Genomic DNA, 25,472 nt, shown 5'->3' on the forward strand with positions numbered 1-25,472 from the left:
CTTTTTCAACAGAATCGGCCGGTTTCTGCCTGACACGACCGGCTCAAACCGACCCAAGCGGTCAACAAGCTTATCGTTACCGCTATACCGGTGTAACAGGCAAAAACATCAAAGAGCCCCCCGATTAAGGTCCACCTTTCCGGTCTCCAGCGGAGTTGGAGGCGCCAATTCGTCCCAAATCTTCAGAGTTTATAGATGCTTGAGAGTGATCTATTCGATTACCCCACCAACACACCCCCACTCCCCCCCGTTTTCCCCTCCTTTGAGGGGCCGTATTACGCGATCTGACTCATAGCATCGCGTCGCGGTAACTGAAAAAAACACAAAAAGTCACCGAGCAATCACCGCTCCCGAAACCTACGAGTGCCTCCCAGGGCTTGAAGCAATTGGTGCGCTATTGACTCGTCTGAGCGATTGACGCTCGTTTTTCCTCATCCGTAATCGGAGTGCTGCATGATAAAAACAACAATGCACAGAGGCTTTCGGCCACACCTGTTGGCCATCGCTGTCGCTTCCGGCTTCAGTGCCCAAGCAACCGCTGTAAATTTCAATATCGGGGAGGTACAGGGGCAATTCGATTCGTCGTTGTCGGTGGGCGCCAGTTGGGCCGTGCGTGGGCCGGATCCGGATTTCATTTCCAACTTCAATTCCCAGGGCAAGCGTGGCGAGGCGTCGACCCGGGTGTCAGATGACAATCGCTTGAACTTCAAGAAAGGCGAGACCTTCTCGAAGATCTTCAAGGGCGTGCATGACCTGGAACTCAAATACGGCGAAAGCGGCGTGTTCGTGCGTGGCAAGTACTGGTACGACTTCGAACTCAAGGATGAACATCGCCTGTTCTATGACATTGACGACAGTGGCCGCAATGATCTGGCCAAGGCGTCCGGCGCAGAATTCCTCGATGCTTTTGTCTATCACAACTACACCATCGGCAATTTGCCGGGCAATGTGCGCCTGGGCAAACAGGTGGTGAGCTGGGGCGAAAGTACCTTCATCGGTAACGGTATCAACTCGATCAACCCGACGGACGCCGCGGCATTGCGCCGCCCGGGCGCCGAGGTCAAGGAAGGGCTGATCCCGGTCAACATGTTCTACCTGTCGCAGAATTTCACCGAGAACTTGAGCGCGGAGGCCTTCTATCAATTGGAATGGGAAAGCACCGTCGTCGATAACTGCGGCACCTTCTTCGGCTCTGATGCGGTGGCCAAGGGGTGCAATGACCGACTGGTGGTTTCCGGTCTGGACTTGGCGCCAGGCGTGGCCAGAAATACCGGTGGCGCAGCGGCAGTCGGTGGCTCAGCGGCTCAGGGTGGCGGTGTCGACGACGTCTACATTCCGCGAGTCAAAGACAATGAGCCGAGTGATAGCGGTCAGTTCGGCGTGGCATTGCGCTGGTTCGTTCCGGAAATGAATGACACCGAAGTCGCTGCCTATTTCATGAACTACCACAGTCGCAACCCATTGCTCAGCGCGGTTCGCACAACGGGGCCGGGTACGCCGGCCAGCTCACTGAACGTCATACGCAATTCACGCTACTTCGTGGATTACCCGGAAGACATCCGCCTGTACGGCTTGAGCTTCCAGACCAACCTGGGCGGTACTTCCCTGGGCGGTGAGGTCAGTTATCGTCCCAACATGCCGCTGCAACTCAACAGCCAGGACTTGATCAACGGCAGCATCGGCACCGCCACGTCACCACTGGTTTCCACAGGTTTCGCCACGAGCACGCCGGGCGGCGTGATCAATGGTTACAAACGCATGCCGGTGTTGCAGACGCAGATGACCGCTACCCAATTCTTCGATCAGGTCTTTGGTGCAAGCCGTCTGACCCTGGTGGGTGAGGTCGGGTACAACCGAATCAACGGTCTGGGCGAGACCGACGGTACCGACCTGCGCTTCGGCCGCAGCGGCATCTTCGGCAGCGGCATCCTGCCTGGTGCTGCCGGTTTGGCGGCTTGTCGGGGTTCGGTGTCGCAGGTTCCAGGGCAACCGGCAGGCGTAACCACGCCGACTAACCCGCAACAGGAGTGTAACGACAAGGGCTTCTACGACACCGATTCGTGGGGCTACCGTGCCCGTGCGCGTTTGGATTATCCGAACGTGTTCGCCGGTATCAACCTGGCGCCGAACCTGGCCTGGTCCCATGACGTGAATGGCAATGGACCCAACTTCGAGGAAGGCCTCAAGGCCGTCAGCGTCGGCCTGGATGCCGACTATGCCAGCACTTACACCGCAAGCCTCAGTTACACCGATTTCTTCGGTGGTCATTTCAATACCAACGGTGATCGTGACTTCGTCGCGCTCAGCTTTGGCGCGAACTTCTAAACGAAGACAGGCGAGAGAACCTCAGCATGAAAACAAAAACAATGATGCAAACATGGGCGTTGTCATTGGCCCTGATCGTCAGCCAGGCAATGGCCGCCGTTACTCCGGAGGAAGCAGCCAAGCTAGGCTCCAGCCTGACCCCGCTCGGCGCCCAGAAAGAAGGTAATGCCGAAGGCAGCATTCCGGCCTGGACTGGTGGGCTCAAGCAGGATGCGGCGCCGGTGACGAACCTGTTCGTCGGCGACCCGTTTGCCGGCGAGAAACCACTGTTCACCATTACCGCTGCCAACGTCGGGCAATACAAGGCCCGACTGAGCGAGGGGCAGGTGGCCATGTTCAAACGCTATCCCGATACCTACAAGATACCGGTATATGCAAGCCACCGCACCGCGGCTAACCCGCAGAATGTCTATGATGCGGCGAAGAAAAGTGCGCTCAATACCCAGCCGGCCGATGGCGGCAATGGCTTGCTGAACTTCGCCGACTCGCGTTATTACGCGTTTCCGATCCCCAAGAGTGGCGTCGAAGTGTTATGGAACCATTTGACGCGCTACCGTGGTTTGAACCAGAAACGCGAAACAGTGCAGGCGGTGCCGCAGGTCAATGGTTCGTTCACCATTGTCCAATTGAACGATGAGATCGCGTATCCGCAGTTCATGCCTGCCGATGCCCAAGCTGACGCAACTAACATCCTGTTCTACTACAAGCAGGAAGTGACGGCACCACCGCGACTGGCCGGTAGCGTGACGTTGATTCACGAGACCATCGACCAGGTGAAAGAACCGCGCCTGGCGTGGGTCTACAGCGCCGGTCAACGACGGGTTCGTCGGGCCCCGCAGGTCGCTTATGACGGACCAGGCACCGCGTCGGACGGCATGCGCACCACGGATAACGGCGACCTGTTCAATGGTTCGCCCGACCGCTACGACTGGAAACTGATCGGCAAGAAGGAAATGTACATTCCCTACAACAACTACCGGTTGGCTTCACCATCGCTCAAATACGCCGATATCCTCAAGCCTGGCCATATCAATCAGGACCTGACGCGCTATGAATTGCACCGCGTCTGGGAAGTCGAGGCAACCCTGAAACCTGGCATGCGCAACATTTATGCAAAACGCCATATGTACATCGATGAAGACACCTGGCAGGCGGCACTGATCGACCATTACGATGGCCGCGGGCAGTTGTGGCGGGTGGCCGAAGGCATGGCCTATAACGATTATGCCAACGGCGTCAGTACCTATGCGGCCCAGGCGTTGTACGACCTGATTGCCGGGCGCTACCTGGTCAATGCCTTGATGAACGAATCCCGGCACGGCAGCATTTACGGTAACGCGGCGAATCTCGCCGATTACACCCCGGCAGCACTGCGTAGCGCCGGTATTCGATAACAATCGAAACACCGATTGAGCACCGCACCCCTGTAGGAGCGAGCCTGCTCGCGATAGCAACCTGACCGTCAACTTATCTGTTGAATGTTAAGCCGCCATCGCGAACAGGCTCGCTCCCTGCAGGGGCACTACTCGTTTGGGGAGATGCGTTGCCGGGCAGCGATCAGCGCTTCGTACCGCCCGGACACTCCAAGCTTGGCGTAGATGTTCTTGAGGTTCCACTTGATGGTTTCCTGACTCAGGTTCAGGGTCTGGGCCATGCGTTTGTTGGACATGGCTTGCTCAAGCAGACTGATGATTTCCATCTCGCGCTTGGTGAATAGCGCAGACTCGCTGACGCCGCTTTCCGTCGCGGCCCGCGCCGACATCGAAGGCGCAACGCTGAAGTTCAGCGGCGCTGCGATCAGGCGACTGCGATAGCTCTCCAAGACCGGATCATCCTCGCACTCCAGCTCAGCCAGCAGCGAGATCAGTGGCGCGCCTTCGTCCAGCAAGGTACGCACCAGGCCAAGACGCAGGCTTTCGGCCACGACCTGACGCAACAATATCCGGGCCTCTCCCGTTTGCCCCAGATCATTGAGCGCTACGGCGCGCAGCAATTGCGACTGCACTTTCCATATTCCGCGAGCGTAACGCGTCGCCAGTTGCTCCAGGCTGTCGAGGGCCACCAGTGCCCGTTCCGGCTCTTGCCGGGCCAGCGAGGTGCGGGCTCGCGACAAGGCGGCGAGGGCGGCGATCTGGTGGGCGGCCGGACTGTCGCCATCATGACGATGGGCCAGCGCTTCCAGTGCCGCGCGCTGGCTTTCGCATTGGCGCCAGTCGCCACTGCCCAACAGGATACGGATCTGCTCGGCCAGGTTGTACGCCACGGCGCGGTCGAAACCTTGTGCGCGTAGCCCGATCGCCTTGCTGGCCAGGTAGGCCAATGCGGCCGCCGAAGACTCCTGCAGGCAATTGAGACGCGCATTGCTGATCATCGCGCTGATAGTGATATCCGGTGGCGACAGGTGCAGCAGATTGAGGCGATTGCCCAACACCTGTCGCGCATCGTCGATACGGTCCATTTCGTAATGCGTCTCGGCGGCTCCTACGCCACAGCAAGTGGCGCTGATGGAGCGATGGCCATGGGCGCGCTCGGCCACGAGCAGTACGTCGACGATATTGCGCGATGCTTCACGCACATTCCCGCTGAGCATGGCGCCATGGGCGGCGGTGACGACGGCCAGCAGCGCCACTTCGTCATGACTGATGCGTATGGCCCGGGCCTGGGGTGCATTGATGTAATCCCAGGCCGCTTGCTGCTGACCGGTTTGATTGAGGCAGTGGACGTGCAGGCACGCACGCATCTGCTCATTGAATGGATGATTGAAGCGATGCCCGCGGATGCCTTCCAGCAGTTGTTGGCACAGGGGCAGGTTGTCCTGTTGCGTGGCGATCGACGCCCTGACCAACGCGATGTGCGGGCTCAACTGGGCTTCGTCGTGGGGACTCTGTTCCAGCGCATCGATCCAGGCCTTCGCCTTGCCGGTCATCATCGTCAGTACACAACCCCAGGCGCCTTGCAGCAACACACCGGGATGTTGCACCAAGCGCTCGAGCGGCACGCAGTCGAGCCAGCGCACAAACTGACCGAGATAACTGATGTTGTGCTGGTCGGGCTGGCTGCGTTCAAGCAGCGCCACCAAGGCTTCGAAATTCTCGCTCTGCACCGCGTGATGCACGGCTTCGTTGACAACGCCGGCCTGCTCGAACCACGCCGAAGCGCGCAGATGCAGCGCTTGCAGATCAGCGCCCGAGGCGCTCAGGCGCTGCTGCAGAAACTCGGCGAACAACGGATGCAGGCGATACCACGGGTTCCGGCACTCCATGTCCATGGGCACGATGAACAGGTTGCGCGCCTCGATATTGGCAATCAGCGCTGGTGCGTCGCAACTCTGGCTGACTTCGGCGGCCACCTTCTCGTTGAAGCGGCGCAGGATTGAAACCTGTTCCAGGAAGGTGAGCGTCGCTGCCGGCAGATCGCTGATCACGTCTTCGACCAGGTAATCCACCAGGCCGGCCTTGCTCGACAGCAGTCGTTCGCTATTGAGGCCTTTACGCGGGTTGGCCTTGAGCGAGATCGACATCATTTGCAGGCCGATGGGCCAGCCGTCGGTCGAGGCATGAATGCTGTGGGCCAGATCGATGTCGACGTCGTCGTCCAGATAGGCCTTCAGGAATGCCAGCGATTCGTCGAAGCTGAAGCCCAGGTCGGTGCTGCTGATTTCGCACAGCTCGGCCATGGCCCGCAGCCTGCCCAGTTTCAACTCGGGAAACACCCGCGACGCAAGCACCACATGCAGTTGCGTCGGCGCACTGTCGACCATGGTCTGCATGAGCATTGAAATGGCGGGGTCCGTGGCGAACTGAAAATCATCGATCATCAGGTACAGCGCCGTATCGACCCGCGCCAGCGTGTTGATCATCACCGACGCCAGGGCCAGCGAGCCGTTCTGTGCATCCCCCTTGACCAGCAACAGCAGGTCGTCATCCAGCGGCAGGCCGGCCTGTTGCAGCGCACCGATCAGGTTGGCGCAGAACGACTCCAGCGTTGCGTCCTCCTGGGACAGGGACAACCACACCACGACACTGCCTTCCTTGAGCAGGCTCTGACGCCACTGCGCAAGCAGCGTGGTCTTGCCGAAACCGGCGCTGCCGTTGATCAGCGTGAGACGGCAGTTGCGCGCGGCCAGCAAGCGCGACAACAGCGGCGCACGCAATACCGCATGGCTGCTGATGCGCGGCGGTGAAAAACGGGTGGTGATCAAGGGGCGGGTGGCAGGCATGGGAATCCGGACGACAGCAGTTCTTGTTATGGACGGGTGGGGTGGGGCGGTTCCCCCAAGTGGAGTGGGTACGCCATCACACCGTGCGTCTAGTGTGCTGAATCAGTGCCGGCTGACGAGCAGACGCGCAGCAGATCGACGCCGTGATGCTACCCGCGTGCTGCCTGTATTTCCAGTCGCCCTCAGCGACCTAAATGGACTGGCCAGATTCGCCTGTCCCCTCATGACAAGAGCAGAGTACCGACAATGCCCGGACCTTTGGCAGGTGTGAAAGTAGTTGAAATGAATGCGATCGGCCCTGCGCCGTTCGCCGCCATGATGCTGGCGGACATGGGCGCGCAGGTTATTCGTGTCGACCGTCAGGTGGCCGGTTTTCTCAATGCCGATGGCAGCCTGCTTGGACGCGGACGGCGCAGTATTGCTATCGACCCGCGTAAACCCGGCGCCGATGAAGTGCTGCTCAAACTGATCGACGGCGCCGATGTGCTGATCGAGGGCTTCCGTCCCGGCGTCATGGAACGCCTGGGCCTGGGACCGGAAGTCTGCCTTGAGCGCAATCCCAAATTGATCTATGGACGCATGACCGGTTGGGGCCAGAGCGGGCCGCTGGCTCCTGCGGCGGGGCATGACCTGAATTACATCGCACTGTCCGGCGTACTCAACGCCATGGGTCATGCCGACCGTCCGCCGACCCCGCCACTGCATCTGGTGGGTGACATGGGCGGCGGCGCGATGTTTCTGCTGACCGGCATACTCGCTGCGCTGTTCGAGGCGCAAAAGTCCGGCCTCGGACAAGTGGTTGACGCCGCCATCTGCGACGGCACCACGCTGCTGGGCAGCATGTACTACGACCTGCGTCATCAGGGCCAATGGGGCGACCAGCGCCAGAGCAACATGCTCGACGGCGGCGCGCCTTTCTACGGTTGCTACAGCTGCGCCGACGGCAAATTCGTGTCGATTGGCGCCATCGAGCCGCAGTTCTATCAGCTCCTGCTCGAGCTGTGCGAAATCGACGATCCGGACTTCAAGCAACAGTGGCAGCAGCAAGCGTGGCCGCTTCTGCGAGAGAAGCTTGAGGCCCTGTTCCTGACCCGTACCCGCGATACCTGGACCCAGCTGCTCGAAGGCACCGATGCCTGCTTCGCCCCGGTGCTGGACTTCAGTGAAGCACCCACCCACCCGCACAACCAGGGGCGCGGCCTGTTCATGGAAACCGCCGGCGTGCTGCATCCGGCCCCGGCGCCACGCCTGAGCCGTACACCGGCGCAGGCGGGCGGCCTGGTGAGAAACGGAGAAAACACCCTGGAGATCCTCGAACAATTGGGGCTCAGCGCTGCGCAGATCGATGAGCTGCGCAGCGTTGGCGCGATTGTTTGAGTGCGCACTGAACTACCAGCGCTGCCGCATCCCACCCCACCCGAGCTCCCCCCGTCCGAGCGGGTACAGCCCGGAGCGGCTGCGCAAGGATAAGAGGGTGGTTTGCTCGGGACCGCCGATCAACAAAAACAACAAAGAAATTCCAAGGAGTATGTATGTCGCACAAACCTTACGTCGCCGGTGTCGGCATGATCCCATTCCTCAAGCCGGGTGCCAGCGGTTCCTACATTGAAATGGGCGCCGAAGCCACGCGCCGGGCGCTCAAGGATGCGGGCCTGGACTATCGCCTGGTGCAGCAGGCCTATGTCGGCTACGTCTACGGAGACTCCACTGCGGGCCAGTCGGCACTGTATGAGGTCGGCCTGAGCGGTGTTCCGGTGGTCAACGTCAACAACAACTGCTCCACCGGCTCCAGCGCCTTGTTCCTGGCGCGTCAGGCCGTGGAAAGCGGGGCGGTCGAATGCGCGTTGGCCCTGGGCTTTGAACAGATGCAGCCCGGTGCCCTGAAAAACCAGTGGGAAGACCGCCCGATGGCGATGGGCAAATGCTCCGAAGTGGCGAACCTGCTGACCGCGGATGCCGAAGGTGTGCCCATGGCGCTGCGTATGTTTGGCGGCGCCGGCCGTGAGCACATGCACAAGTACGGAACGCAGATGAGCACCTTTGCCGCGATCCGCGCCAAGGCCAGCCGCCACGCTGCCAACAACCCATTGGCGCTGTTCCGCAAGATCGTCACCACTGAAGACGTGATGAACGACCAAGTGGTTTGGCCGGGCGTGATGACCCGCCTGATGGCCTGCCCACCGACTTGCGGCGCTGCGGCGGCGATCATTTGCAGCGAAGCCTTTGCCAAAAAGCACGGCCTGCGCACCGACGTGGTGATCCTCGCCCAGTCGATGACCACCGACGCGCCGATTGCCTACGAGCCGCCATCGATGATCCAGATGGTCGGTTTCGACATGGCCCAGCGCGCGGCCGGTGAAGTGTATGAGAAGGCCGGCGTCGGCCCGCAGGACATCCGTGTCGCCGAAATGCACGACTGCTTCGCGCACAACGAATTGCTGACCTACGAATCCCTCGGCCTGTGTCCGGTGGGCGGCGCCGAGCGCTTCGTGCTCGATGGCGACAACACCTACGGCGGCCAGGTGGTCACGAACCCGTCGGGTGGTTTGCTCTCCAAGGGCCACCCACTGGGCGCCACCGGCCTGGCCCAGTGCTACGAGCTGACCCATCAGCTGCGCGGCAGCGCCGAGGCGCGTCAGGTTGAAGGCGTGAACTTGGCCTTGCAACACAACCTCGGCCTGGGCGGTGCTTGTGTCGTGACCCTTTACGGTCGCGCCTGACCCCAGGCCGTAATGCTGATCCCTGTAGGAGCGAGCCTGCTCGCGATGGACTTGAAAGCGCCGCGTTCATTCAGAACGCCAGTGTCATCGTTGACAACCATCGCGAGCAGACTCGCTCCTACAGGGGTTTGAGCAGCATTGCGGGATTTAAACAACCGCAGAGGAGACAAGTGAAATGGCAGACAAAAGTCTGATCGGGCGCTCCATGGGCGTCACCCAGGTAGAAGTGGAAAAGGGTCGCTTGCGGTTTTTCGCCAAGGCCATCGGTGAAACCGATCCGATCTACACCGACGAAGTTGCCGCCAAGGCCGCCGGCTATCCGTCGCTACCGGTGCCTGCGACGTTCCTTTTTTGCCTGCAGGGCGAGGGCCGGGACCTGGTTGAGCAGTTGAACGTCTACGGCTTCGATCTGGGTCGCATCCTGCACGCCGAGCAATCGTTCATTTACCACAAGCCTGCGGTGGCCGGCGATGTCCTGACTTTCGACAGCCGCGTTGCCGACGTTTACGAGAAGAAGGGCGGCGCGTTGCAGTTCGTGGTCAACGAAACCCGTGTGACCAATCAGCACGGCGAACATGTTGCCGATATCCGCGGCACGCTGGTTCAGCGTTGAGGAGCAGTCGATGAGCAATTTTCTGAAGTGCGGCACTCAATACAGCGATATCCGGGTCGGTGACCAGATTCCGTTGCTGCAACTGCCTGCGATCAACCGCACAACCCTGGCCCTTTACTGTGGTGCTTCGGGTGACCACAACCCGATCCATGTCGACATCGACTTTGCCCGTAAGGCGCGCATGCCCGATGTGTTTGCCCACGGCATGTTGTCGGCGGCCTATCTGGGCCGCTTGCTGACCAACTGGGTGCCACAGCGGCAGATCCGTTCGTTGTCCATGCGTTTCACCGGCATCACCCAACTGGCTCACGTCCCGACCTGCAGCGGCACCATCGCCGAGAAGTTCGAAGTCGATGGCGAGCAATGTGTGCGCATCGACATCACCTGCAGCAACCAGTACGGCGAAGAAAAACTCGCAGGCAGCGCGGTGGTGGCTTTGGCCTGAAGCTGCCGTGAACACCCACATTCGAACAAGAAATGAGAACAGAACAATGAAAAAGCTTGAAGGCAAAGTAGCCCTGGTGACCGGTTCCGGTCGTGGCATTGGTCGCAGCGTTGCCCTGCAACTGGCAAGTTATGGCGCCAAGATCGTGGTCAACGACCTAGATGCCGCTCCGGCCGAAGAAGTGGTCGCCGAGATTCGCAACGCCGGTGGCGATGCCGTGGCCTGCGTGGGCAGCGTGACCACCCCCGACTTCGCCGAGCGCTTCGTCAAGACTGCCGTTGAAAGCTTCGGTGGCATCGACATCATCATCAACAACGCCGGCTACACCTGGGACAACGTCATCCAGAAAATGACCGATGAGCAGTGGTACGCGATCATCGACTGCCACCTGACCGCGCCGTTTCGCATCTTGCGCGCCGCTCAACCGGTGATCAGCGCCCAGGCCAAGAAAGAGGCTGCCGAAGGCCGCGAAGTGTTCCGCAAGGTCATTAACATTTCCTCCATCGCCGCCGGCGGCAATGCCGGGCAGTCCAACTACTCCGCCGCCAAGGCCGGCATCCTCGGCATGACCAAGACCCTGGCCAAGGAATGGGGGCGCATGAAGGTGTGCGTCAACGCCGTGGCCTTCGGCTTTATCGAAACCCGCCTGACGCAGGCGCTGGCCGGCGATGAAAGCAAGACCGTCACCATTGAAGGCCGCGAGATCAAGGTCGGCGTGCAGAAGGCCATGATCGACGGCGCCAGCCAGGTAATCCCGCTGGGCCGTCCGGGCACCCCGGACGAAGCCGCAGGTTCGGTGGTGATGCTGTGCCTGCCGGAAGCCAACTACGTTTCCGGCCAGACCCTGGTCTGCGGCGGCGGCCACGGCACTCTCTAAAGCGACGTCGTATCCCGGATGCCCTAGTGGTATCCGGGAGTCCCTTCCAAAGCACTCGAGGCCTTCACCATGCTGGATAACTACCGTTCGCCCTGGCTGGACGATGACGTTGTACCTTTTGCCGACAGCGTTCGCCGCTTTGTCACCCAATCGCTGGTACCACTGGAAGAGCAATGGCGCGAGCAACATCAGGTTGACCGTGCTTCCTGGCTGAGCGCTGGTGAGATGGGCATGATCCTGCCCGATGTGCCGGTGCAATACGGTGGCTCTGGCGGAACGCCTGCGCATCTGGCAGCCGTGATCAATGAAATGACCTATGCCGGTGTAACCGGGCTGGGGCTGGGTATCAGCCACATCGTCGGTCACTATATTCTGGCCGACGGCACCGAAGCGCAGAAACAGGAGTGGTTGCCGAAAATCGCCTCGGGCGAAGTGATCTGCGCGGTGGCCATGACCGAGCCGGGCACCGGTTCCGACCTGCAAGCCATCCGCACGCGGGCGGTAAAGCAGGGCGACCAATACGTCATCAACGGTGCCAAGACCTTCATCACCAACGGCCAGATCTGCGACATGGTGGCGGTCGTGGCCAAGACCGACCAGGACGGCGGTGCCAAGGGCCTGTCGATCTTCCTGGTGGATACGCGTTTGCCGGGTTTCCGTCGGGGCAAGACCCTGGACAAGCTCGGGTGGGAGGCCCAGGACACCGCGGAACTGTTCTTCGACGACTGTACGGTATCGGCCGACTGCCTGCTCGGCGGTGTCGAAGGCAAAGGGTTCTTCACCCTGATGAACCAACTGCCTTATGAGCGCATGCAGATCGCCATCAACGCCACCGCCACCATGGAGCGTGCCCTGGCGCTGACGCTCGATTACACCAAGGAACGCAAGGTGTTTGGCCAGCGCGTCCTGGATTTCCAGAACACTCGCTTCACCCTGGCAGACATCAAGGCCACCACCCTCGCGTCGCGGGCCTTCTGTGACTGCCTGATCCAGCAATGGGTGGACGGCAAGCTCGACTCCAGCCAGGCCTCGATGGGCAAATTCTGGCTGACCGAAAGGGCAGGTGAAGTGGTCGATAAATGCCTGCAGTTCTTCGGCGGCTACGGCTACATGAACGAGTACCCGATCGGCCGCATGTGGACAGAAATACGCGTCACACGCATCTACGGTGGTGCCAACGAAATTCAGCGCGAGCTGGTGGGCCGCTCGCTCTGACAAGTCTTGGCTGCAAAACACATCAGTTGAACTCCGTATAAAAATAAGAGTGGGAGGTTTCGATGTACATGACTCAAGGGCTGCATCGCCATATGCAGCAGCGCCCCGATGCCACGGCCATTCGCTACCAAGGCGGCGGTGTGACGTTTGCCCAACTGGGCAATCGGGTAGCCCGACTCGCGGGCGCACTCAAGTCATTGGGTGTGGCCAGCGACGAGCGCGTGGCGATGCTTTCGCTGAACTCGCAACGCTTTATCGAGTATTACCTGGCGGTGCCTTGGGCCGACGCCGTGCTCAATCCGGTGAACATTCGCTGGAGCGCGGCGGAGATAGTTTACTCGCTGGACGATTCGCAAACGTCGGTACTGATCGTCGACGACACCTTCCTGGCGCTGGCTGAAAAAATCGTCAGCACGGCGAAAACCCTGCGCCTGATGATTTATGCCGGTGACGGTGAAACGCCCGCCGGCATGCTCAATTACGAGTCCTTGATCGCCAATCATGCGCCGGTGGAAGATGCCCGGCGTGGCGGCGATTCACTGTTGGGGCTGTTCTACACCGGAGGCACCACGGGCTTTCCCAAGGGGGTGATGCTCAGCCACAACAACATCGGTTTTTCTGCCTTGGCCGTCCTCGGTCAGGCGCTTTTTGGCCCGCACACCGTGTATCTGCATGCCATGCCGATGTTCCACCTGGCTGACCTGGCGGCAATGGTTGCGCTGTTCATCAGTGGCGGCACCCATGTGGTGTTACCGGCGTTCAAGCCCCGGGAGGCATTGGAATTGATCAGCGGGGAGCAAGCCAGCGACACCTTGCTGGCACCGACCATGATCCAGATGTTGCTGGATGCACGGGAGGCGGACCCGGCCGTCGCCGCGCTTGACTTGAGTCCACTGCGGGAAATCACCTATGGCGCTTCGGTGATTTCACCGGCGTTGCTCGATCGTGCCCGCCGGGCCTTCTCGGCAGCAGATTTCCAGCAAGGCTACGGCATGACCGAAATGTCCCCGAGCATCAGTCTGCTTGCGCCCGAGCATCACAGCGAAGCCCACCAGCGCAGCGGCAAGATGTATTCGGCAGGGCTGCCAATCAATTGCGTCGAGGTGCGCATCGTCGACAGTGAAGACCGCGAGGTGCCGCGAGGCACGGTGGGTGAGGTGGTGGCGCGAGGTCCGAACGTCATGCTCGGGTACTGGAACAAACCCGAAGCGACCGCCGAAACGCTACGTGGTGGCTGGATGCACACCGGCGACGGTGGCTACATGGATGAGGACGGGTTCATCTACATCTGCGACCGCCTCAAGGACATGATCGTCAGTGGCGGTGAGAACATCTTTACTGCCGAAGTCGAGAATGCCATCGCCAGTCATCCGGCGGTCGCACAGTGCGCCGTGATCGGGATTCCCTGTGACAAGTGGGGTGAGTCGGTGCATGCCGTCATCGTCTGCCGGGCAGAGTCGTGCATCAGCGAGCAAGAAATCATCTCGCATTGTCGCGAGCACATCGCGAGCTACAAAGTCCCTCGCAGTGTGGAGCTGCGGGACACCTTGCCATTGTCCAGCGTCGGTAAAGTGCTGAAGACCGAACTGCGCAAACCTTTCTGGGAAAACCGCTCGCGTCATATCGCCTGAACCTCGACAGGCAGCCCATTGCGACCGTTGTCTCGCCTTCCTCGGAGGGCGGGCTTCGTGTTGCCCTCGGGCATCGCAAGGACATCAGTGATGACACCGTCAATGCCAATCGCGCAGTCAATGACTGACGCCGTGATGCATCAGCTCGATGCCGGTCTTTTCGATCAGCACGCGGTGACGCAGCGCCTGGGCGTCAGCGTGCGCACGTTGCAGCGTCGGCTGGCCGCCGATGGCACCAGCTTCAAGACGCTATTGCGCGAGGCGCGTCGACAAAAGGCCACACGCTACTTCAGCGAAGGGCGTCATAGCATCAAGGAAGTGGCCTACCTGCTCGGATTCCAGGACCTGAGCAACTTCGCCCGCACCTGTCGCGACTGGTTCGGTGTGCCTGCGACCCAACTGCTTAACCCTGACAATCATTCATAAGAGCATTCACCATGAGCCAGCCACTTGTTCTTGAATACAAGACCATCGCCTACGAAAAACCGGCGCCGCACATAGCCCGCATCAGCCTCGACCGCGCCGACAAGCGCAACGCCCAGGACACCCATCTGTTGTACGAGCTCAATGCCGCGATGGATTGCGCCAACCGCGATGACGAAGTCAAGGTCATCATCCTCGCGGCCAAGGGCGAGCATTTCTCTGCCGGCCACGACGTGAGCGAGGTGGACCCCACCGACGCCATGGCCCAGTGGGACACGATCGGCACCTTCTGCGGATACGGTTGCGCCACATCAACCGTCGAGTCGCAGATGACCCGGGAAAAGGAAATCTACATTGGCTTTTCCGAGCGCTGGCGCAACATTGCCAAGCCGACCATCGCCCAGGTCCAGGGCAAGTGCATTGCCGGCGGCCTGATGCTGGTCTGGCCATGCGACCTGATCGTGGCCAGTGAAGACGCCTTGTTCATGGACAATACCGTGGCGATGGGCGTGTGCGGCATCGAATTCTTCGCCCACCCGTGGGAAATGGGCCTGCGCCAGGCCAAGGAATTTCTCTTCACCTCCGGTTGGGTGAATGCCCAGGACGCCTGGCGCATGGGCATGGTCAACCATGTCGTGGCCTCGGAGAAACTGGCTGATTTCACCCTCGCCCTGGCCGCCAACATCGCCCAGAAACCATCGTTTGCACTCAAGCTGGCCAAGGAAGCGCTCAACGCCGCCCAGGACGCACAAGGCCGGGTCAGCGCCATGCAGACCGCCTTCGCCCTGCATCAGGTCACCCACGCCCACAACACCCAGCGCTTCGGCATGTTGCTGGACCCGACCGGCATGCCTCGCATGACGGCTGGCGCAGTCAAGAAGCCCGTGGCAGCCGAAAGCGAAACGTCGGTGAAGTGAAGTGCAAGGGTCGCTTCGGCGGCCCGTCCAGAACAAAAAACAGGGGAATCGCATGTACATCACTCAAGGGCTGCATCGGCATATCCAGCAGAGACCCAACGCGATAGCCGTGCGTGACCGAGGTCAGGCACTGACCTTCGTGCAACTCGGCGAGCGGGTCGCAAGACTGGCCGCGGCGCTGCAACGACTCGGGGTCAAACCCGGGGACCGGGTGGCAATGCTGGCGCAAAACTCGGTGCGCTACATCGAATATTTCCTGGCCGTACCTTGGGCGAACGCGGTGCTCAATCCGGTCAATAGCCGTTGGAGCCTCAGTGAAATTCTGTACTCACTGGACGACTCTGAAACCTCGGTGTTGATCGTTGATGACGCGTTCATGGAGCAGGGCAAACAGATCGCGGTTCAAGCGATTACGGTGGAACGCGTCATTCATGTCGGTATCGACGAAACACCGCCCCTCATGCTCGATTACGAAACGCTGATCGCTGAAAATCCACCGGTGGGGGATGCGCGTCGGCGTGGTAATGCGTTGCTGGGGATTTTTTATACCGGCGGAACCACCGGATTCCCCAAAGGCGTCATGCTCAGCCACAACAACGTGGCCAGCTCCTCGATGGCTACCGTGGCGATGGGTTCCTATGGCGCCGACGCGGTGTTTTTGCATGTGATGCCGATGTTTCACCTGGCCGATATCTGGGCCATGACCGGGCTGTTCATCAGCGGTGGCAGTCATGTGGTATTGCCGGCGTTCGATCCGGCCACGGTGTTGCGGACCATCTCCGAAGAGCGGGTCAACCAGGTACTGCTGGCGCCGACCATGATCCAGATGCTGCTGGACTGGCGCGACAATCATCCTCAATCTGCCGCGCTGGACCTGGGCTCGTTGACCACCTTGTATTACGGCGCGTCGACCATCACCCCCGCATTGCTGGACCGGGCGTGCAAGGCTTTCCCTCGGGCGCAGTTTTTCCAAGGGTATGGCATGACCGAGCTGTCACCGATGGCCAGCACCTTGAGTGGCGAATTTCACAGCGTCGAACACCAGGCCAGCGGCAAGATGTATTCCGCCGGACAGGCATCGGTCTGCACCGAGGTGCGCATCGTCGATGAAAACGATTGCGAAGTGCCCCGTGGCTGCGTCGGCGAGGTGATCGTGCGCGGGCCCAATGTAATGCTCGGTTATTGGAAAAAGCCGCAAGCCACCGAGGCCGCCCTGAAAAACGGCTGGATGCACACCGGTGATGGCGGCTACATGGACGCCGATGGCTTTATCCATATTTGCGACCGGCTCAAGGACATGATCATCAGCGGTGGCGAAAACATCTACAGCGCCGAAGTCGAGACAGCCATCGCCAGCCATCAGGCAGTGGCGCAGTGCGCGGTGATCGGCATTCCCAGCGAAAAATGGGGAGAGGCCGTGCATGCCGTCATCGTCCTCAAACCTGATGCCGATACAGGTTTCGATGACATTCTCGTCCACTGCCGTGAACGCATCGCCGGCTATAAATGCCCGCGCAGCGTCGAGTTTCGCTCCGAGCTACCGCTATCCGGTGTCGGTAAAGTGTTGAAGACTGAATTGCGCAAACCTTTCTGGGGTACTCAACCTTGATTTTGGAATATTGATTCGGCACACGCGGACACTGTGCGAGTGAGCTTGGTCGGCGAGGCGATCTGACGATGAGGCAATCTGATCCAACATCTAGGTTGACTGATACACCGCCATCGCGAGCAAGCTCGCTCCTACAGTTGATGTTACGCCCGGGCCAGGAATGCTGGCCCGGGCGTTTTTCTGTCAGCCGACCTTGACGATTCCAGGCATCGCATAGCTGCCATCGATCAGTGGCCCACGAGGCCCATAAAAACGTGCGGTGAACTGGAAGGCATCCCGTGGGGCGGGCAGCCAGTTGCGACGTTGATCGGGGTCACCGGGTTCGTCGGTCTGGACGTAGATCACCAATTTGCCGTCGACCGTGTGCAACTTGCCGCGTTGCAGCATGTAGCTGTTGAGCGAGTAACGATCGATTGGATTGTCGACGAAAAACCCTTCCTGGTCGTACAGCGGCAACTCCCAGAACTCCGTCACCGGTGGCAAGTCGTTGAGGTCGAAGGTGATGGTGTAGCGGTTCTGCCCGTTGAGCGTTTGCCCCGCTGCATCGTTGTACATGCGCGCGGCGGTGTGTGAGCGAACGGGCACCGGGCCGAGCACGGCGATGTACCCGGCCAGTGCGCGGCGCATCCAGTCGGTATCGTGGTAACCGATGTCTGTGGCCAGCGACCAGCCATTCATTGGTTTGCCCGTACCCTTGGCCAATTGCGCCTTGAGCGCCGTGACGCCGTCCTCGATACCCTCGGCCACGGCGGTTTGCAACGCAGGGGAGAGACTGGTCGGATCGAAAGATTGCCCGGCCTTGAGACCAAGCCGTTCAAAGCGAGCGAACGCTTGCAGTTCCTTATGCCCGTCGGCCTGCTTGGTGAAGCTCGGATCGTTGAGGATCAGGCTGACCCATTGCAGAAACTCCGTGCCCCGCAGGCGACTCGGCTCGCGCACATTTTCCATGCCGCTATACGTCGGATATTCGGCCTTGCCCGGCACCACGTCTTCGGCACGCACATCTTTTTTGCCTGTGGCCAGCCACTGGCTCAGCGGCATCAACGTGATGCGGTCCATGAAGGCATTGATCGCCTTGAGTTCTTCCGGGGTGTCGTCCGTCAGGGCGAGGCGGCCGAGGGCCACGGCGAAATCGGAGGGCGACTGCACGACCTCTTCACCAACGAATTCGGCGGGGAGAGTGCCGCTCCAGTTCGGCCCGACGAACAGGCGGCGCACCGGGCCAGGCGCATTGAACTGACTGCCAATCATGTGCCACCAGCGCGAATAGTTGTCAGCCATTTGCACGCTCCAATAGCGCTCGTCGGCCTTGGACATTGTCAACACGACGGGTTCCTGGCTGAGGTCTAGCATCGCCAGACCGTACAGCGTCGTGGCATTGGGTGTGGTCGCAAAACGCGGCAGGGCCTTGGCGGGCTGACGTGACCATTTGAAGCGGTTCAGGCCCACGAAACGCGGGCTTTTCGGATTTTGCGCGTGGATGTAGCGCAGATGATAAAGCGCCACCGGGTGCATGCCCCAGAGGAACACCTCCTGGGCAATGGCACGGGCCTCTTTGGGTGTCAGGGGGGCGGTGGCCGGGTTGGCTTGAGCGGGCTTGGGTATGAACCCGCCGAAGGTCAAGGTCGGGGCGATCACCGCACCGGTCAGCAGGGGCAAGAAGTCTCTACGGGTGAATTTCATCACGGGTTCTCTGAAGAGTTAAAACTGGCGCTAAAGGTCGTCATGAATACCTCAGGGATCAACTCACCCGAACGGCACCGGGCATGGCGTAGCTGGCGTCGATCAGCGGTCCGCGGGGTCCATAGAAACGCGCGGCGAACTGGAAGCCTTCCTTGGGTGCCGGCAGCCAGTTGCGGCGTTGGTCAGGGTCGGTCGGCGCCTCGTGCTGCACATAAATCACCAGTTTGCCCCCGGCGGTGTGCAACTTGCCGCGCTGGAGCATGTAGCTGTTGAGCGAGTAGCGGTTGATTGGGTTGTCGACGAAGTAACCTTCGCGGTCGTACAGCGGCAGTTCCCAGAATTCGGTGACGGGCGGCATGTCGGCCAGATCGAACGTGAGGGTGTAGCGGTGCTCGCCGTGCAGCGGCTGGCCCCGGGAATCGCTGAGGGCAAAGCCGGCGGTGTGCGAGCGCGAAGGAATCGGCCCGAGTATTGCGACGTAGCCGTACACGGCACGCATCAACCAGTCGCTGTCCTGGTAACCCAGATTGGTGGAGAGCGACCAGCCGTTCATGTCAGCCCCCAGGCCCTTGGCAATCTGTGCCTGGACCGCCTTTCTGCCATCCTCGATCCCCGCTTCGATAGCCGCCAAAACTGGAGCCGATAGACTGCCCGGTTCGAAGGTTTGCCCAGCTTTGAGGCCCAGTCGCTCGAAGCGGGCGAAGGCAGCAATTTCCTTGTGTCCGTCCGCTTGCTTGGTGAAGCTCGGATCATTGAGGATCAGGCTGACCCAACGCAGAAAGTCCGTACCCTTGAGGCGACCTGGCTCGCGCATGTTCTCCATGCCCGGGAACGTCGGATAGCTGGCGCGCATCAGCGGCACGTCTTCGGCCCTGATCTCTTTTTTACCCGCTGCGATCCATTGGCTCAGGGGCATGAGTGTGACGCGGTCCATGATTGCGTTGATGGTCTTAAGCTCTTGCGCGGTGTCGTCGGTCAGGGCTATGCGCAACAACGCGACGGCAAAGTCCGAATCCGATTGCACGATTTCTTCGCCGACAAAGTCGGCGGGCAACTTTCCGCTCCAGTTCGGACCGACGAACAAACGGCGCACCGGGCCGGGCGCATTGAACTGGCTGCCGATCATGTGCCACCAGCGCGAATAGTTGTCGGCCATCTGCAGGCTCCAGTAACGCTGGTCGACTGGCGGGATCGTGACCACCACCGGTTCCGCACTCAGGTCGAGCATGGCGTTGCCATAAAGCGTGGTGGCGTTCGGCGTCGTGGCCCCGCGTTGCTTGGCAGAGTAGGGCGCACGTGCCAGCCGTAGGCGGTTGAGGCCAACATAGCGGGGGTTCTGTTCGTTCTGCACGAGGTTGTAGCGAAAGTGATAAATCGCCACCGGGTGCATGCCCCAGAGAAACGCTTCCCGGGCAATCTCGCGGGCCTGTTCGGGTGTTAGCGGCAGATCGGCTGGCTTGGCATCGGCACTGGCCTTGTAGGCACTGATGCCAAGCAGGGGCGTGGCGCTGGCGGCGGCCAGCAGGGTAAGGGTTTGGCGTCGATTGAACTTCATGGGCAGTGCTCCAGTTGGCGCCAGTGAAGACGGCGCGTCTGTTTTTCTTGTTGAGTGACTGTCTGTGGCAGCCAGTTATTTCACCTCCCAATGGTTGTTTAGAGAGCCGGCGCGGCGATAGCCATGAGTCTCGTCATTGGACGCCAAAGCGTCGTCATTTGACGCCATGGCGGTGTTCCTGTGGTGCTACCGCCAGCAGGAGAGGGGGGTGGGTTTTTTCCCCCTGACCGGGTGGGTGCGCGCTCGGTTCATTCCTCTACCGTGGCTGTCGGTGGGCGAGTCGGGCCGTTCCTGACCCCCTTCAGCCGAATGCGAGGAGTACATCAGTGGATATCCAGTTCACCCCTGCCGAACAGGCCTTCCGCGAGGAAGTGCGCGCGTTTTTGCGTCACACAGTGCCGGCCGATATTGCTGCACGCGGACGCCATGGCAAGCATTTCAATAAAGAGGACCAAGTGGCCTGGATGCGCCTGCTCAATGAGCGGGGATGGCTGGCCGCCGGATGGCCCGTAGAGTTTGGTGGCACCGGGTGGGGGGTGGTCGAGAAGCATATTTTCGAGGAAGAGTGCGCCGCGTTCGGTGCACCGGGCATCGTGCCATTCGGTGTCAACATGGTCGCTCCGGTGATCATCAAGTTTGGTACACCCGAGCAGCAGGCGCGTTTCCTGCCGCGCATTCTCAGTTGCGAAGACTGGTGGTGCCAGGGCTATTCCGAGCCGGGGGCCGGTTCTGACCTTGCCGCCTTGAAGGCACGTGCTGTTCGCGATGGCGATCACTACGTGGTCAATGGCCAGAAAACCTGGACCACCACCGCCCATTACGCTGACTGGATGTTTTGCCTGGTCCGTACCGACCCCGACGCACAACAGCAACGCGGTATCAGCTTCTTGCTGATCGATATGAAAACCCCGGGCATCACCGTTCGGCCGATCATCACCCTCGACGGTGAACACGAAGTCAATGAAGTGTTCCTCGACGACGTGCGGGTGCCGGTGCAGAACCTGGTCGGTGAAGAAAACAAGGGCTGGACCTGCGCCAAGTATCTGTTGACCCACGAGCGCACCAGCATTGTCGGCATCGGCCAAGCCAAACAGATGCTTTCGCGGCTCAAGCAGATCGCAAGCCGGGAGCAGCGAGACGGTTTGCCCTTGATCGATGACGATCAATTGCGCCTGCAAATCGCCGATCTGGAGATCCAGCTGAGAGCAATCGAGATGAGCAACTTGCGCACCCTTGCGTCCGCCCGTGACGGTGGGGTTCCCGGTGCCGAGAGTTCGTTCCTGAAGATCAAGGGCTCGGAGATTCGCCAGGCCATCACCTACCTGATGAGCAAGACGCTGGGCCCGTATGCCATGCCTTTTGTCGAAGAAGAACTCGGTTACGGCGACCAACCGGACCTGTACCGCGACTACAGCACCGCACCATTCAGCCAGTACCTGGACATGCGCAAGACCTCGGTCTACGGCGGTTCCAACGAAATCCAGAAGAACATCATCGCCAAGATGATTCTTGAGTTGTAAGGGGCTTATCGATCATGGACTTCAAACTTTCCGAAGAGCAGCAGATGCTGCAAGACACCGTCTCCCGTCTGGTGCGTGACAGCTACGATTTCGAGTTGCGCGAGCGCTTTGCCGCAAGTGAAGAGGGTTTCAGTGTCGCGTTCTGGCAGCAGCTCGGCGAACTTGGGCTGACCGCCGTGCCATTTGCGTCCGAGTACGGCGGCTTCGGCGGCGGTGGAGTAGAGACCCTGCTGACCATGACCGAGCTGGGCCGTGGCTTGTGCCTGGAACCCTACCTTCATTCGGTGATTTTTGCCGGTGGCCTGCTGAGCCAGCTTGGCAACGACGAGCAGCGCAGCGAATTGCTGCCGCAGGTCGCCAGCGGTCAATTGCAACTGGCGGTCGCTGTCGATGAGCCGACCAGTCATTACCAATTGCACGATGTGCGTACTAGCGCCGAAGCGGTAAGCGGCGGCTGGAAACTCAATGGCCGTAAATCGGTGGTAGTCGCCGGCCACAGCGCCGGGATGATCGTAGTGTCGGCGCGCACTGCCGGCAGCGAGCGCGATGAAAAAGGTGTCAGCCTGTTCTTGCTCGACCCCAATGCACCGGGCGTCAGCCGTCGTGCCTATCCCTCCATGGACGGACGCAAGGCTTGCGACCTGTACCTTGAAAACGTTGTTGTCAGCGCTGCCGCGATGCTCGGTGAAGCGGGCCAGGCCCTGACGGCTTTGCGTTATCAGCAGGGCCGAGCGATTGCGGCGCAGTGCGCCGAAGCGGTGGGCAGCATGGAAGCGGTGTGCGACCTGACCCTCGACTATCTGAAGACGCGCAAACAGTTCGGCCAGGCGATCGGCAAGTTCCAGGTTTTGCAGCACCGCATGGTGGACATGCGCATCGAACTGGACCAGGCCACATCGATGGCCATCCTCGCCTCTTGCGCAGCGGACGCACCGGACAACGACGACCGCAGCCGCACCCTGGCAGCCGCCAAAGTCCTGATCGTGCGCGCCGGCCGGTTCATCGCCGACCAGGGTATTCAGTTGCACGGTGGCATCGGCCTGACCTGGGAGTACGTGTTGTCGCACCACGCCAAGCACTTGCTGATGCTCAACCATCAGTTCGGTAACGATGACCATCACCTCAAGACATACAGCCGACTGATGCGGGTCGACTGACACAGTTGGGCATCGCTTTGCTTCTTTATGGGTTCTCGGGCCCTTTTTTCAGGAAAACCAGCCACCGTGAACTATCAGATGATCACCTACGAAAAATGCGACGCCGTCGCCGTCCTCACGCTCAACCAGCCGGAACTGCTCAATGCCTTGAGCGCGGCGATGCTGGGGGAAGTCCTCGAAGCCTTGGCCGAGGTGCGCCAGGACAACCGCGTGCGGGCCTTGGTGTTGACCGCCAACGGCAAGCTGTTTAGCGCTGGCGCTCAATTGAACGAACTTTTACACGGTGGTGAGGCGGGGCTAAGCCGCGGGGCCAATGTCGCGCGGATGATGGACGGGGTGTTCAACCCCGTTGTAGCCCAACTGCGCGAGTTGCCGGTACCCGTAGTCGTTGCCTTGAACGGTGGTGTCGCCGGGGGCGCCGTGGGGCTGGCTCTGGCGGCAGACGTCATCATCGCCGCGCGTTCGGCGTACTTCTATTTGCCGTTCGTGCCGAAACTCGGCCTGGTGCCGGACCTCGGTTCGTCGTGGTTCCTCGAACGTCTGCTCGGTGGTCCACGGGCGTTGGCCCTGACGTTGACGGGCGGGCGCTGGTCGGCTGAACAGGCCGAACGCTGGGGCATGATTCACGCCTGCGTGGACGCTGAAGCCTTGTCGGGCCAGGCCATGGACGTGGCCCGTCAACTGGCTGCTCTACCCGCCCACGGGGTGATCGAGGCGCGTAGTGTATTCGATGCGGCCAGAGGCAATTCGCTGGCGCAACAGTTGACCTATGAGACTGATCGCCAGCGCGAGCTTTTGGACAGGCCCACCTTCGAACAGGGTGCCCAGGCGTTTCTGGCGAAACGCGAGCCGCAGTTTCCCGGGCGCGAATCCGGCGTCATGAACACTCTCTGACTATTTCGCTATGACAGGCGCTGGCACAGCGTCGCAAGCCATTGGAGCAAAAATGATGAACAGTAGTTTTTCCGGTCAGGTCGCTCTGGTTACGGGGGCTGCGGGTGGAATTGGCAGGGCCGCGGCCATGGCTTTCGCAGCGGCAGGCTTGAAGGTTGCGGTGGTCGATTGTCAGCGCGACGGTGGCGAAAACACCGTGCGGATGATTCGCGAGGCGGGTGGGGAAGCCAGCTTTTTCCCCTGCGACGTGACCTCTGATGCCCAGGTCAAGCAACTCACTGAACAGGTGCTCGCTACTTATGGGGCCATTGACTATGCCCACAACAACGCCGGAATCGAGCGCGAGAAAGGCCGAGTGGGTGACAGTGGTGAGGAGGTTTACGACGCGCTGATGGACGTGAACGTCAAAGGCGTCTGGATGTGCATGAAGTACCAGCTGGAAGTAATGCTGGCCCAGGGGCGTGGGGCGATTGTCAACACCGCATCGGTCGCTGGCCTGCGCGGCGTTCGCAAAATGGGCATTTACAGTGCCAGTAAACACGCCGTAGTCGCACTGACCAAATCCGCGGCCATCGAGTACGCGAAAAAGGGTATCCGCATCAATGCCGTGTGCCCGGCGGTCATCGAGACGCCCATGCTCGAGCAGATGATCAAGATCGATCCCTTAGTGGCGGAACGCTCTGCGGCCATGCATCCCATCGGCCGGCTGGGGCGTGCCGACGAGGTGGCCAACGCCGTGCTGTTCCTGTGCAGCGACGGTGCCAGTTTCATCACCGGGCACGCGCTCGCCGTCGATGGCGGATTGAGCGCCGGCTGATTCTGCACTGCATCCAGACTGCGTATTCAACGAGAGAGATTTCATTCATGACGCAACCGCTATCGTGCGCCCCCGCGCGCAACTTCGCCAACGCGCTCGACTTCACCGGCAAGACTGTTTTGGTGGTCGGTGGCTCCAGTGGCATTGGTAATGGCATCGCCCAAAGCTTCCGCGAACTCGGCGCCCAGGTGCATGTGTGGGGCACTCGCTCGCACGCCTGCGACTACAGCATGGAAGAAGGCTCGGACTTGCAAGGCTTGCACTATGCCCAGGTCGATTTGAACGAACAGTCGGCTATCGAAGAGGTTCAGCCGGCATTCGAGCGTCTTGATGTGTTGGTACTGGCCCAAGGCACGATTTTGTACAAGCGCGCCGAATTCGATATGCAGGGCTTCGACAAAGTCATGCGGGTCAATCTGGGCAGCATGATGGCGTGCTCGCTCAAGTTCCAGGACATGCTGCAACGCAGCCAAGGGGCATTGATCACTCTGAGTTCTACGGCGGGTTTTCGCACGACCCGTGGCAACCCGGCCTATGCCGCCTCAAAGTCGGGCGTCGTCGGGCTCACCGCCACCCTGGGCGACGCTTGGGCAAATCAGGGTATTCGGGTCAATGGCATTGCTCCGGGATTGGTCGATACCAAGTTGACACGGGTCAGCACGCAATCACCAGAGCGCCTGCAGGGACTATTGGCACGTATCCCACTCAGGCGCATGGGCCTGCCCGAGGAGATGGCGGGTGCAGCGGTGTTCCTGGCCTCGCCTTTGTCCTCCTACATGGTGGGGCAAACCTTGCTGGTGGACGGCGGACTTACGCTGGCCTGAACCCTTCGAAACCCTACATTGGCCACCG

Annotated in this window: 20 protein-coding genes; 17 read left to right on the forward strand and 3 right to left on the reverse strand. The window is 60.6% G+C overall.

From position 1 onward, the window contains the following. Positions 1 to 453 precede the first annotated feature (453 nt). Positions 454 to 2,325, forward strand: a complete 1,872-nt coding sequence (locus tag NL64_RS25670; protein WP_034150879.1) for a DUF1302 domain-containing protein — start codon at positions 454 to 456, stop codon at positions 2,323 to 2,325. Between the two features lie 26 nt (positions 2,326 to 2,351). Beyond that, positions 2,352 to 3,719, forward strand: a complete 1,368-nt coding sequence (locus tag NL64_RS25675) for a DUF1329 domain-containing protein (RefSeq protein ID WP_080758130.1) — start codon at positions 2,352 to 2,354, stop codon at positions 3,717 to 3,719. Between the two features lie 128 nt (positions 3,720 to 3,847). On the opposite strand, the gene NL64_RS25680 is transcribed toward NL64_RS25675, so the two are convergent. Beyond that, a complete protein-coding gene (locus NL64_RS25680; RefSeq protein ID WP_034150881.1) occupies positions 3,848 to 6,544 on the reverse strand; it encodes a LuxR C-terminal-related transcriptional regulator in 2,697 nt (898 codons plus the stop codon). Between the two features lie 246 nt (positions 6,545 to 6,790). Here NL64_RS25680 and NL64_RS25685 point away from each other — a divergent pair, with 246 nt between their 5' ends. The 10 genes from NL64_RS25685 (at position 6,791) to NL64_RS25730 (ending at position 16,994) form a co-directional block, all read left to right on the forward strand. Continuing rightward, the gene (locus NL64_RS25685) at positions 6,791 to 7,921 is read left to right on the forward strand and encodes a CaiB/BaiF CoA transferase family protein (protein ID WP_034150882.1); all 1,131 of its coding nucleotides are present in this window, start codon (positions 6,791 to 6,793) and stop codon (positions 7,919 to 7,921) included. A gap of 155 nt (positions 7,922 to 8,076) precedes the next feature. Further along, positions 8,077 to 9,264 carry a lipid-transfer protein gene (locus NL64_RS25690; protein ID WP_034150883.1) on the forward strand — a complete coding sequence of 396 codons (1,188 nt, stop codon included), beginning with the start codon at positions 8,077 to 8,079 and terminating at the stop codon, positions 9,262 to 9,264. A 175-nt stretch (positions 9,265 to 9,439) separates the two neighbouring features. Next, positions 9,440 to 9,877 (forward strand): MaoC family dehydratase N-terminal domain-containing protein, encoded by a 438-nt coding sequence (locus NL64_RS25695; RefSeq protein ID WP_034150884.1) that lies wholly within the window; start codon positions 9,440 to 9,442, stop codon positions 9,875 to 9,877. Positions 9,878 to 9,887: 10 nt separating this feature from the next. Beyond that, complete coding sequence (locus NL64_RS25700) at positions 9,888 to 10,322, forward strand: MaoC family dehydratase (protein WP_034150885.1); 435 nt, start codon at positions 9,888 to 9,890, stop codon at positions 10,320 to 10,322. Between the two features lie 46 nt (positions 10,323 to 10,368). Next, on the forward strand, positions 10,369 to 11,199 hold the full coding sequence (locus NL64_RS25705; protein WP_007943005.1) for an SDR family NAD(P)-dependent oxidoreductase: 831 nt from the start codon (positions 10,369 to 10,371) through the stop codon (positions 11,197 to 11,199). 69 nt (positions 11,200 to 11,268) lie between these two features. After that, positions 11,269 to 12,414, forward strand: a complete 1,146-nt coding sequence (locus NL64_RS25710; protein WP_034150886.1) for an acyl-CoA dehydrogenase family protein — start codon at positions 11,269 to 11,271, stop codon at positions 12,412 to 12,414. A 62-nt stretch (positions 12,415 to 12,476) separates the two neighbouring features. Beyond that, complete coding sequence (locus NL64_RS25715) at positions 12,477 to 14,045, forward strand: long-chain-fatty-acid--CoA ligase (RefSeq protein ID WP_034150887.1); 1,569 nt, start codon at positions 12,477 to 12,479, stop codon at positions 14,043 to 14,045. A 90-nt stretch (positions 14,046 to 14,135) separates the two neighbouring features. Continuing rightward, entirely contained in the window at positions 14,136 to 14,471 is a 336-nt protein-coding gene (locus NL64_RS25720; RefSeq protein WP_007943001.1) for a helix-turn-helix transcriptional regulator, read from the forward strand. Positions 14,472 to 14,482: 11 nt separating this feature from the next. Next, the gene (locus NL64_RS25725; protein WP_034150888.1) at positions 14,483 to 15,385 is read left to right on the forward strand and encodes an enoyl-CoA hydratase; all 903 of its coding nucleotides are present in this window, start codon (positions 14,483 to 14,485) and stop codon (positions 15,383 to 15,385) included. A 52-nt stretch (positions 15,386 to 15,437) separates the two neighbouring features. Then, positions 15,438 to 16,994 carry an acyl-CoA synthetase gene (locus NL64_RS25730; protein ID WP_034150889.1) on the forward strand — a complete coding sequence of 519 codons (1,557 nt, stop codon included), beginning with the start codon at positions 15,438 to 15,440 and terminating at the stop codon, positions 16,992 to 16,994. A gap of 183 nt (positions 16,995 to 17,177) precedes the next feature. On the opposite strand, the gene NL64_RS25735 is transcribed toward NL64_RS25730, so the two are convergent. Together NL64_RS25735 and NL64_RS25740 are read right to left on the reverse strand one after the other, a co-directional pair. Then, positions 17,178 to 18,677 carry a DUF1254 domain-containing protein gene (locus NL64_RS25735; protein ID WP_052321307.1) on the reverse strand — a complete coding sequence of 500 codons (1,500 nt, stop codon included), beginning with the start codon at positions 18,675 to 18,677 and terminating at the stop codon, positions 17,178 to 17,180. A 58-nt stretch (positions 18,678 to 18,735) separates the two neighbouring features. Then, on the reverse strand, positions 18,736 to 20,232 hold the full coding sequence (locus tag NL64_RS25740) for a DUF1254 domain-containing protein (protein WP_034150890.1): 1,497 nt from the start codon (positions 20,230 to 20,232) through the stop codon (positions 18,736 to 18,738). Positions 20,233 to 20,558: 326 nt separating this feature from the next. Between NL64_RS25740 and NL64_RS25745 the strand changes: the two genes are divergently transcribed. The 5 genes from NL64_RS25745 to NL64_RS25765 all read left to right on the forward strand — a co-directional run bounded on the left by NL64_RS25745 (position 20,559) and on the right by NL64_RS25765 (position 25,444). After that, a complete protein-coding gene (locus tag NL64_RS25745; RefSeq protein ID WP_034150891.1) occupies positions 20,559 to 21,752 on the forward strand; it encodes an acyl-CoA dehydrogenase family protein in 1,194 nt (397 codons plus the stop codon). 14 nt (positions 21,753 to 21,766) lie between these two features. After that, positions 21,767 to 22,909, forward strand: a complete 1,143-nt coding sequence (locus NL64_RS25750) for an acyl-CoA dehydrogenase family protein (protein ID WP_034150892.1) — start codon at positions 21,767 to 21,769, stop codon at positions 22,907 to 22,909. A 66-nt stretch (positions 22,910 to 22,975) separates the two neighbouring features. Further along, complete coding sequence (locus NL64_RS25755; RefSeq protein ID WP_253277112.1) at positions 22,976 to 23,803, forward strand: enoyl-CoA hydratase-related protein; 828 nt, start codon at positions 22,976 to 22,978, stop codon at positions 23,801 to 23,803. A gap of 55 nt (positions 23,804 to 23,858) precedes the next feature. Continuing rightward, positions 23,859 to 24,620 (forward strand): SDR family oxidoreductase, encoded by a 762-nt coding sequence (locus tag NL64_RS25760; RefSeq protein ID WP_034150950.1) that lies wholly within the window; start codon positions 23,859 to 23,861, stop codon positions 24,618 to 24,620. A gap of 47 nt (positions 24,621 to 24,667) precedes the next feature. Further along, complete coding sequence (locus NL64_RS25765; protein ID WP_007942991.1) at positions 24,668 to 25,444, forward strand: SDR family NAD(P)-dependent oxidoreductase; 777 nt, start codon at positions 24,668 to 24,670, stop codon at positions 25,442 to 25,444. Positions 25,445 to 25,472 lie beyond the last annotated feature (28 nt).

Source organism: Pseudomonas fluorescens (genome assembly GCF_000802965.1).
In the GTDB taxonomy this organism is placed as follows: domain Bacteria; phylum Pseudomonadota; class Gammaproteobacteria; order Pseudomonadales; family Pseudomonadaceae; genus Aquipseudomonas; species Aquipseudomonas fluorescens_A.

What these genes read in the sequence shown, in the direction of transcription:
- NL64_RS25670 (WP_034150879.1), top strand. Translation starts at nt 454, where the DNA reads ATGATAAAAACAACAATGCACAGAGGCTTTCGGCCACACCTGTTGGCC.
- NL64_RS25675 (WP_080758130.1), top strand. Translation starts at nt 2,352, where the DNA reads ATGAAAACAAAAACAATGATGCAAACATGGGCGTTGTCATTGGCCCTG.
- NL64_RS25680 (WP_034150881.1), bottom strand. Translation starts at nt 6,544, where the DNA reads ATGCCTGCCACCCGCCCCTTGATCACCACCCGTTTTTCACCGCCGCGC.
- NL64_RS25685 (WP_034150882.1), top strand. Translation starts at nt 6,791, where the DNA reads ATGCCCGGACCTTTGGCAGGTGTGAAAGTAGTTGAAATGAATGCGATC.
- NL64_RS25690 (WP_034150883.1), top strand. Translation starts at nt 8,077, where the DNA reads ATGTCGCACAAACCTTACGTCGCCGGTGTCGGCATGATCCCATTCCTC.
- NL64_RS25695 (WP_034150884.1), top strand. Translation starts at nt 9,440, where the DNA reads ATGGCAGACAAAAGTCTGATCGGGCGCTCCATGGGCGTCACCCAGGTA.
- NL64_RS25700 (WP_034150885.1), top strand. Translation starts at nt 9,888, where the DNA reads ATGAGCAATTTTCTGAAGTGCGGCACTCAATACAGCGATATCCGGGTC.
- NL64_RS25705 (WP_007943005.1), top strand. Translation starts at nt 10,369, where the DNA reads ATGAAAAAGCTTGAAGGCAAAGTAGCCCTGGTGACCGGTTCCGGTCGT.
- NL64_RS25710 (WP_034150886.1), top strand. Translation starts at nt 11,269, where the DNA reads ATGCTGGATAACTACCGTTCGCCCTGGCTGGACGATGACGTTGTACCT.
- NL64_RS25715 (WP_034150887.1), top strand. Translation starts at nt 12,477, where the DNA reads ATGTACATGACTCAAGGGCTGCATCGCCATATGCAGCAGCGCCCCGAT.
- NL64_RS25720 (WP_007943001.1), top strand. Translation starts at nt 14,136, where the DNA reads ATGACACCGTCAATGCCAATCGCGCAGTCAATGACTGACGCCGTGATG.
- NL64_RS25725 (WP_034150888.1), top strand. Translation starts at nt 14,483, where the DNA reads ATGAGCCAGCCACTTGTTCTTGAATACAAGACCATCGCCTACGAAAAA.
- NL64_RS25730 (WP_034150889.1), top strand. Translation starts at nt 15,438, where the DNA reads ATGTACATCACTCAAGGGCTGCATCGGCATATCCAGCAGAGACCCAAC.
- NL64_RS25735 (WP_052321307.1), bottom strand. Translation starts at nt 18,677, where the DNA reads ATGAAATTCACCCGTAGAGACTTCTTGCCCCTGCTGACCGGTGCGGTG.
- NL64_RS25740 (WP_034150890.1), bottom strand. Translation starts at nt 20,232, where the DNA reads ATGAAGTTCAATCGACGCCAAACCCTTACCCTGCTGGCCGCCGCCAGC.
- NL64_RS25750 (WP_034150892.1), top strand. Translation starts at nt 21,767, where the DNA reads ATGGACTTCAAACTTTCCGAAGAGCAGCAGATGCTGCAAGACACCGTC.
- NL64_RS25760 (WP_034150950.1), top strand. Translation starts at nt 23,859, where the DNA reads ATGAACAGTAGTTTTTCCGGTCAGGTCGCTCTGGTTACGGGGGCTGCG.
- NL64_RS25765 (WP_007942991.1), top strand. Translation starts at nt 24,668, where the DNA reads ATGACGCAACCGCTATCGTGCGCCCCCGCGCGCAACTTCGCCAACGCG.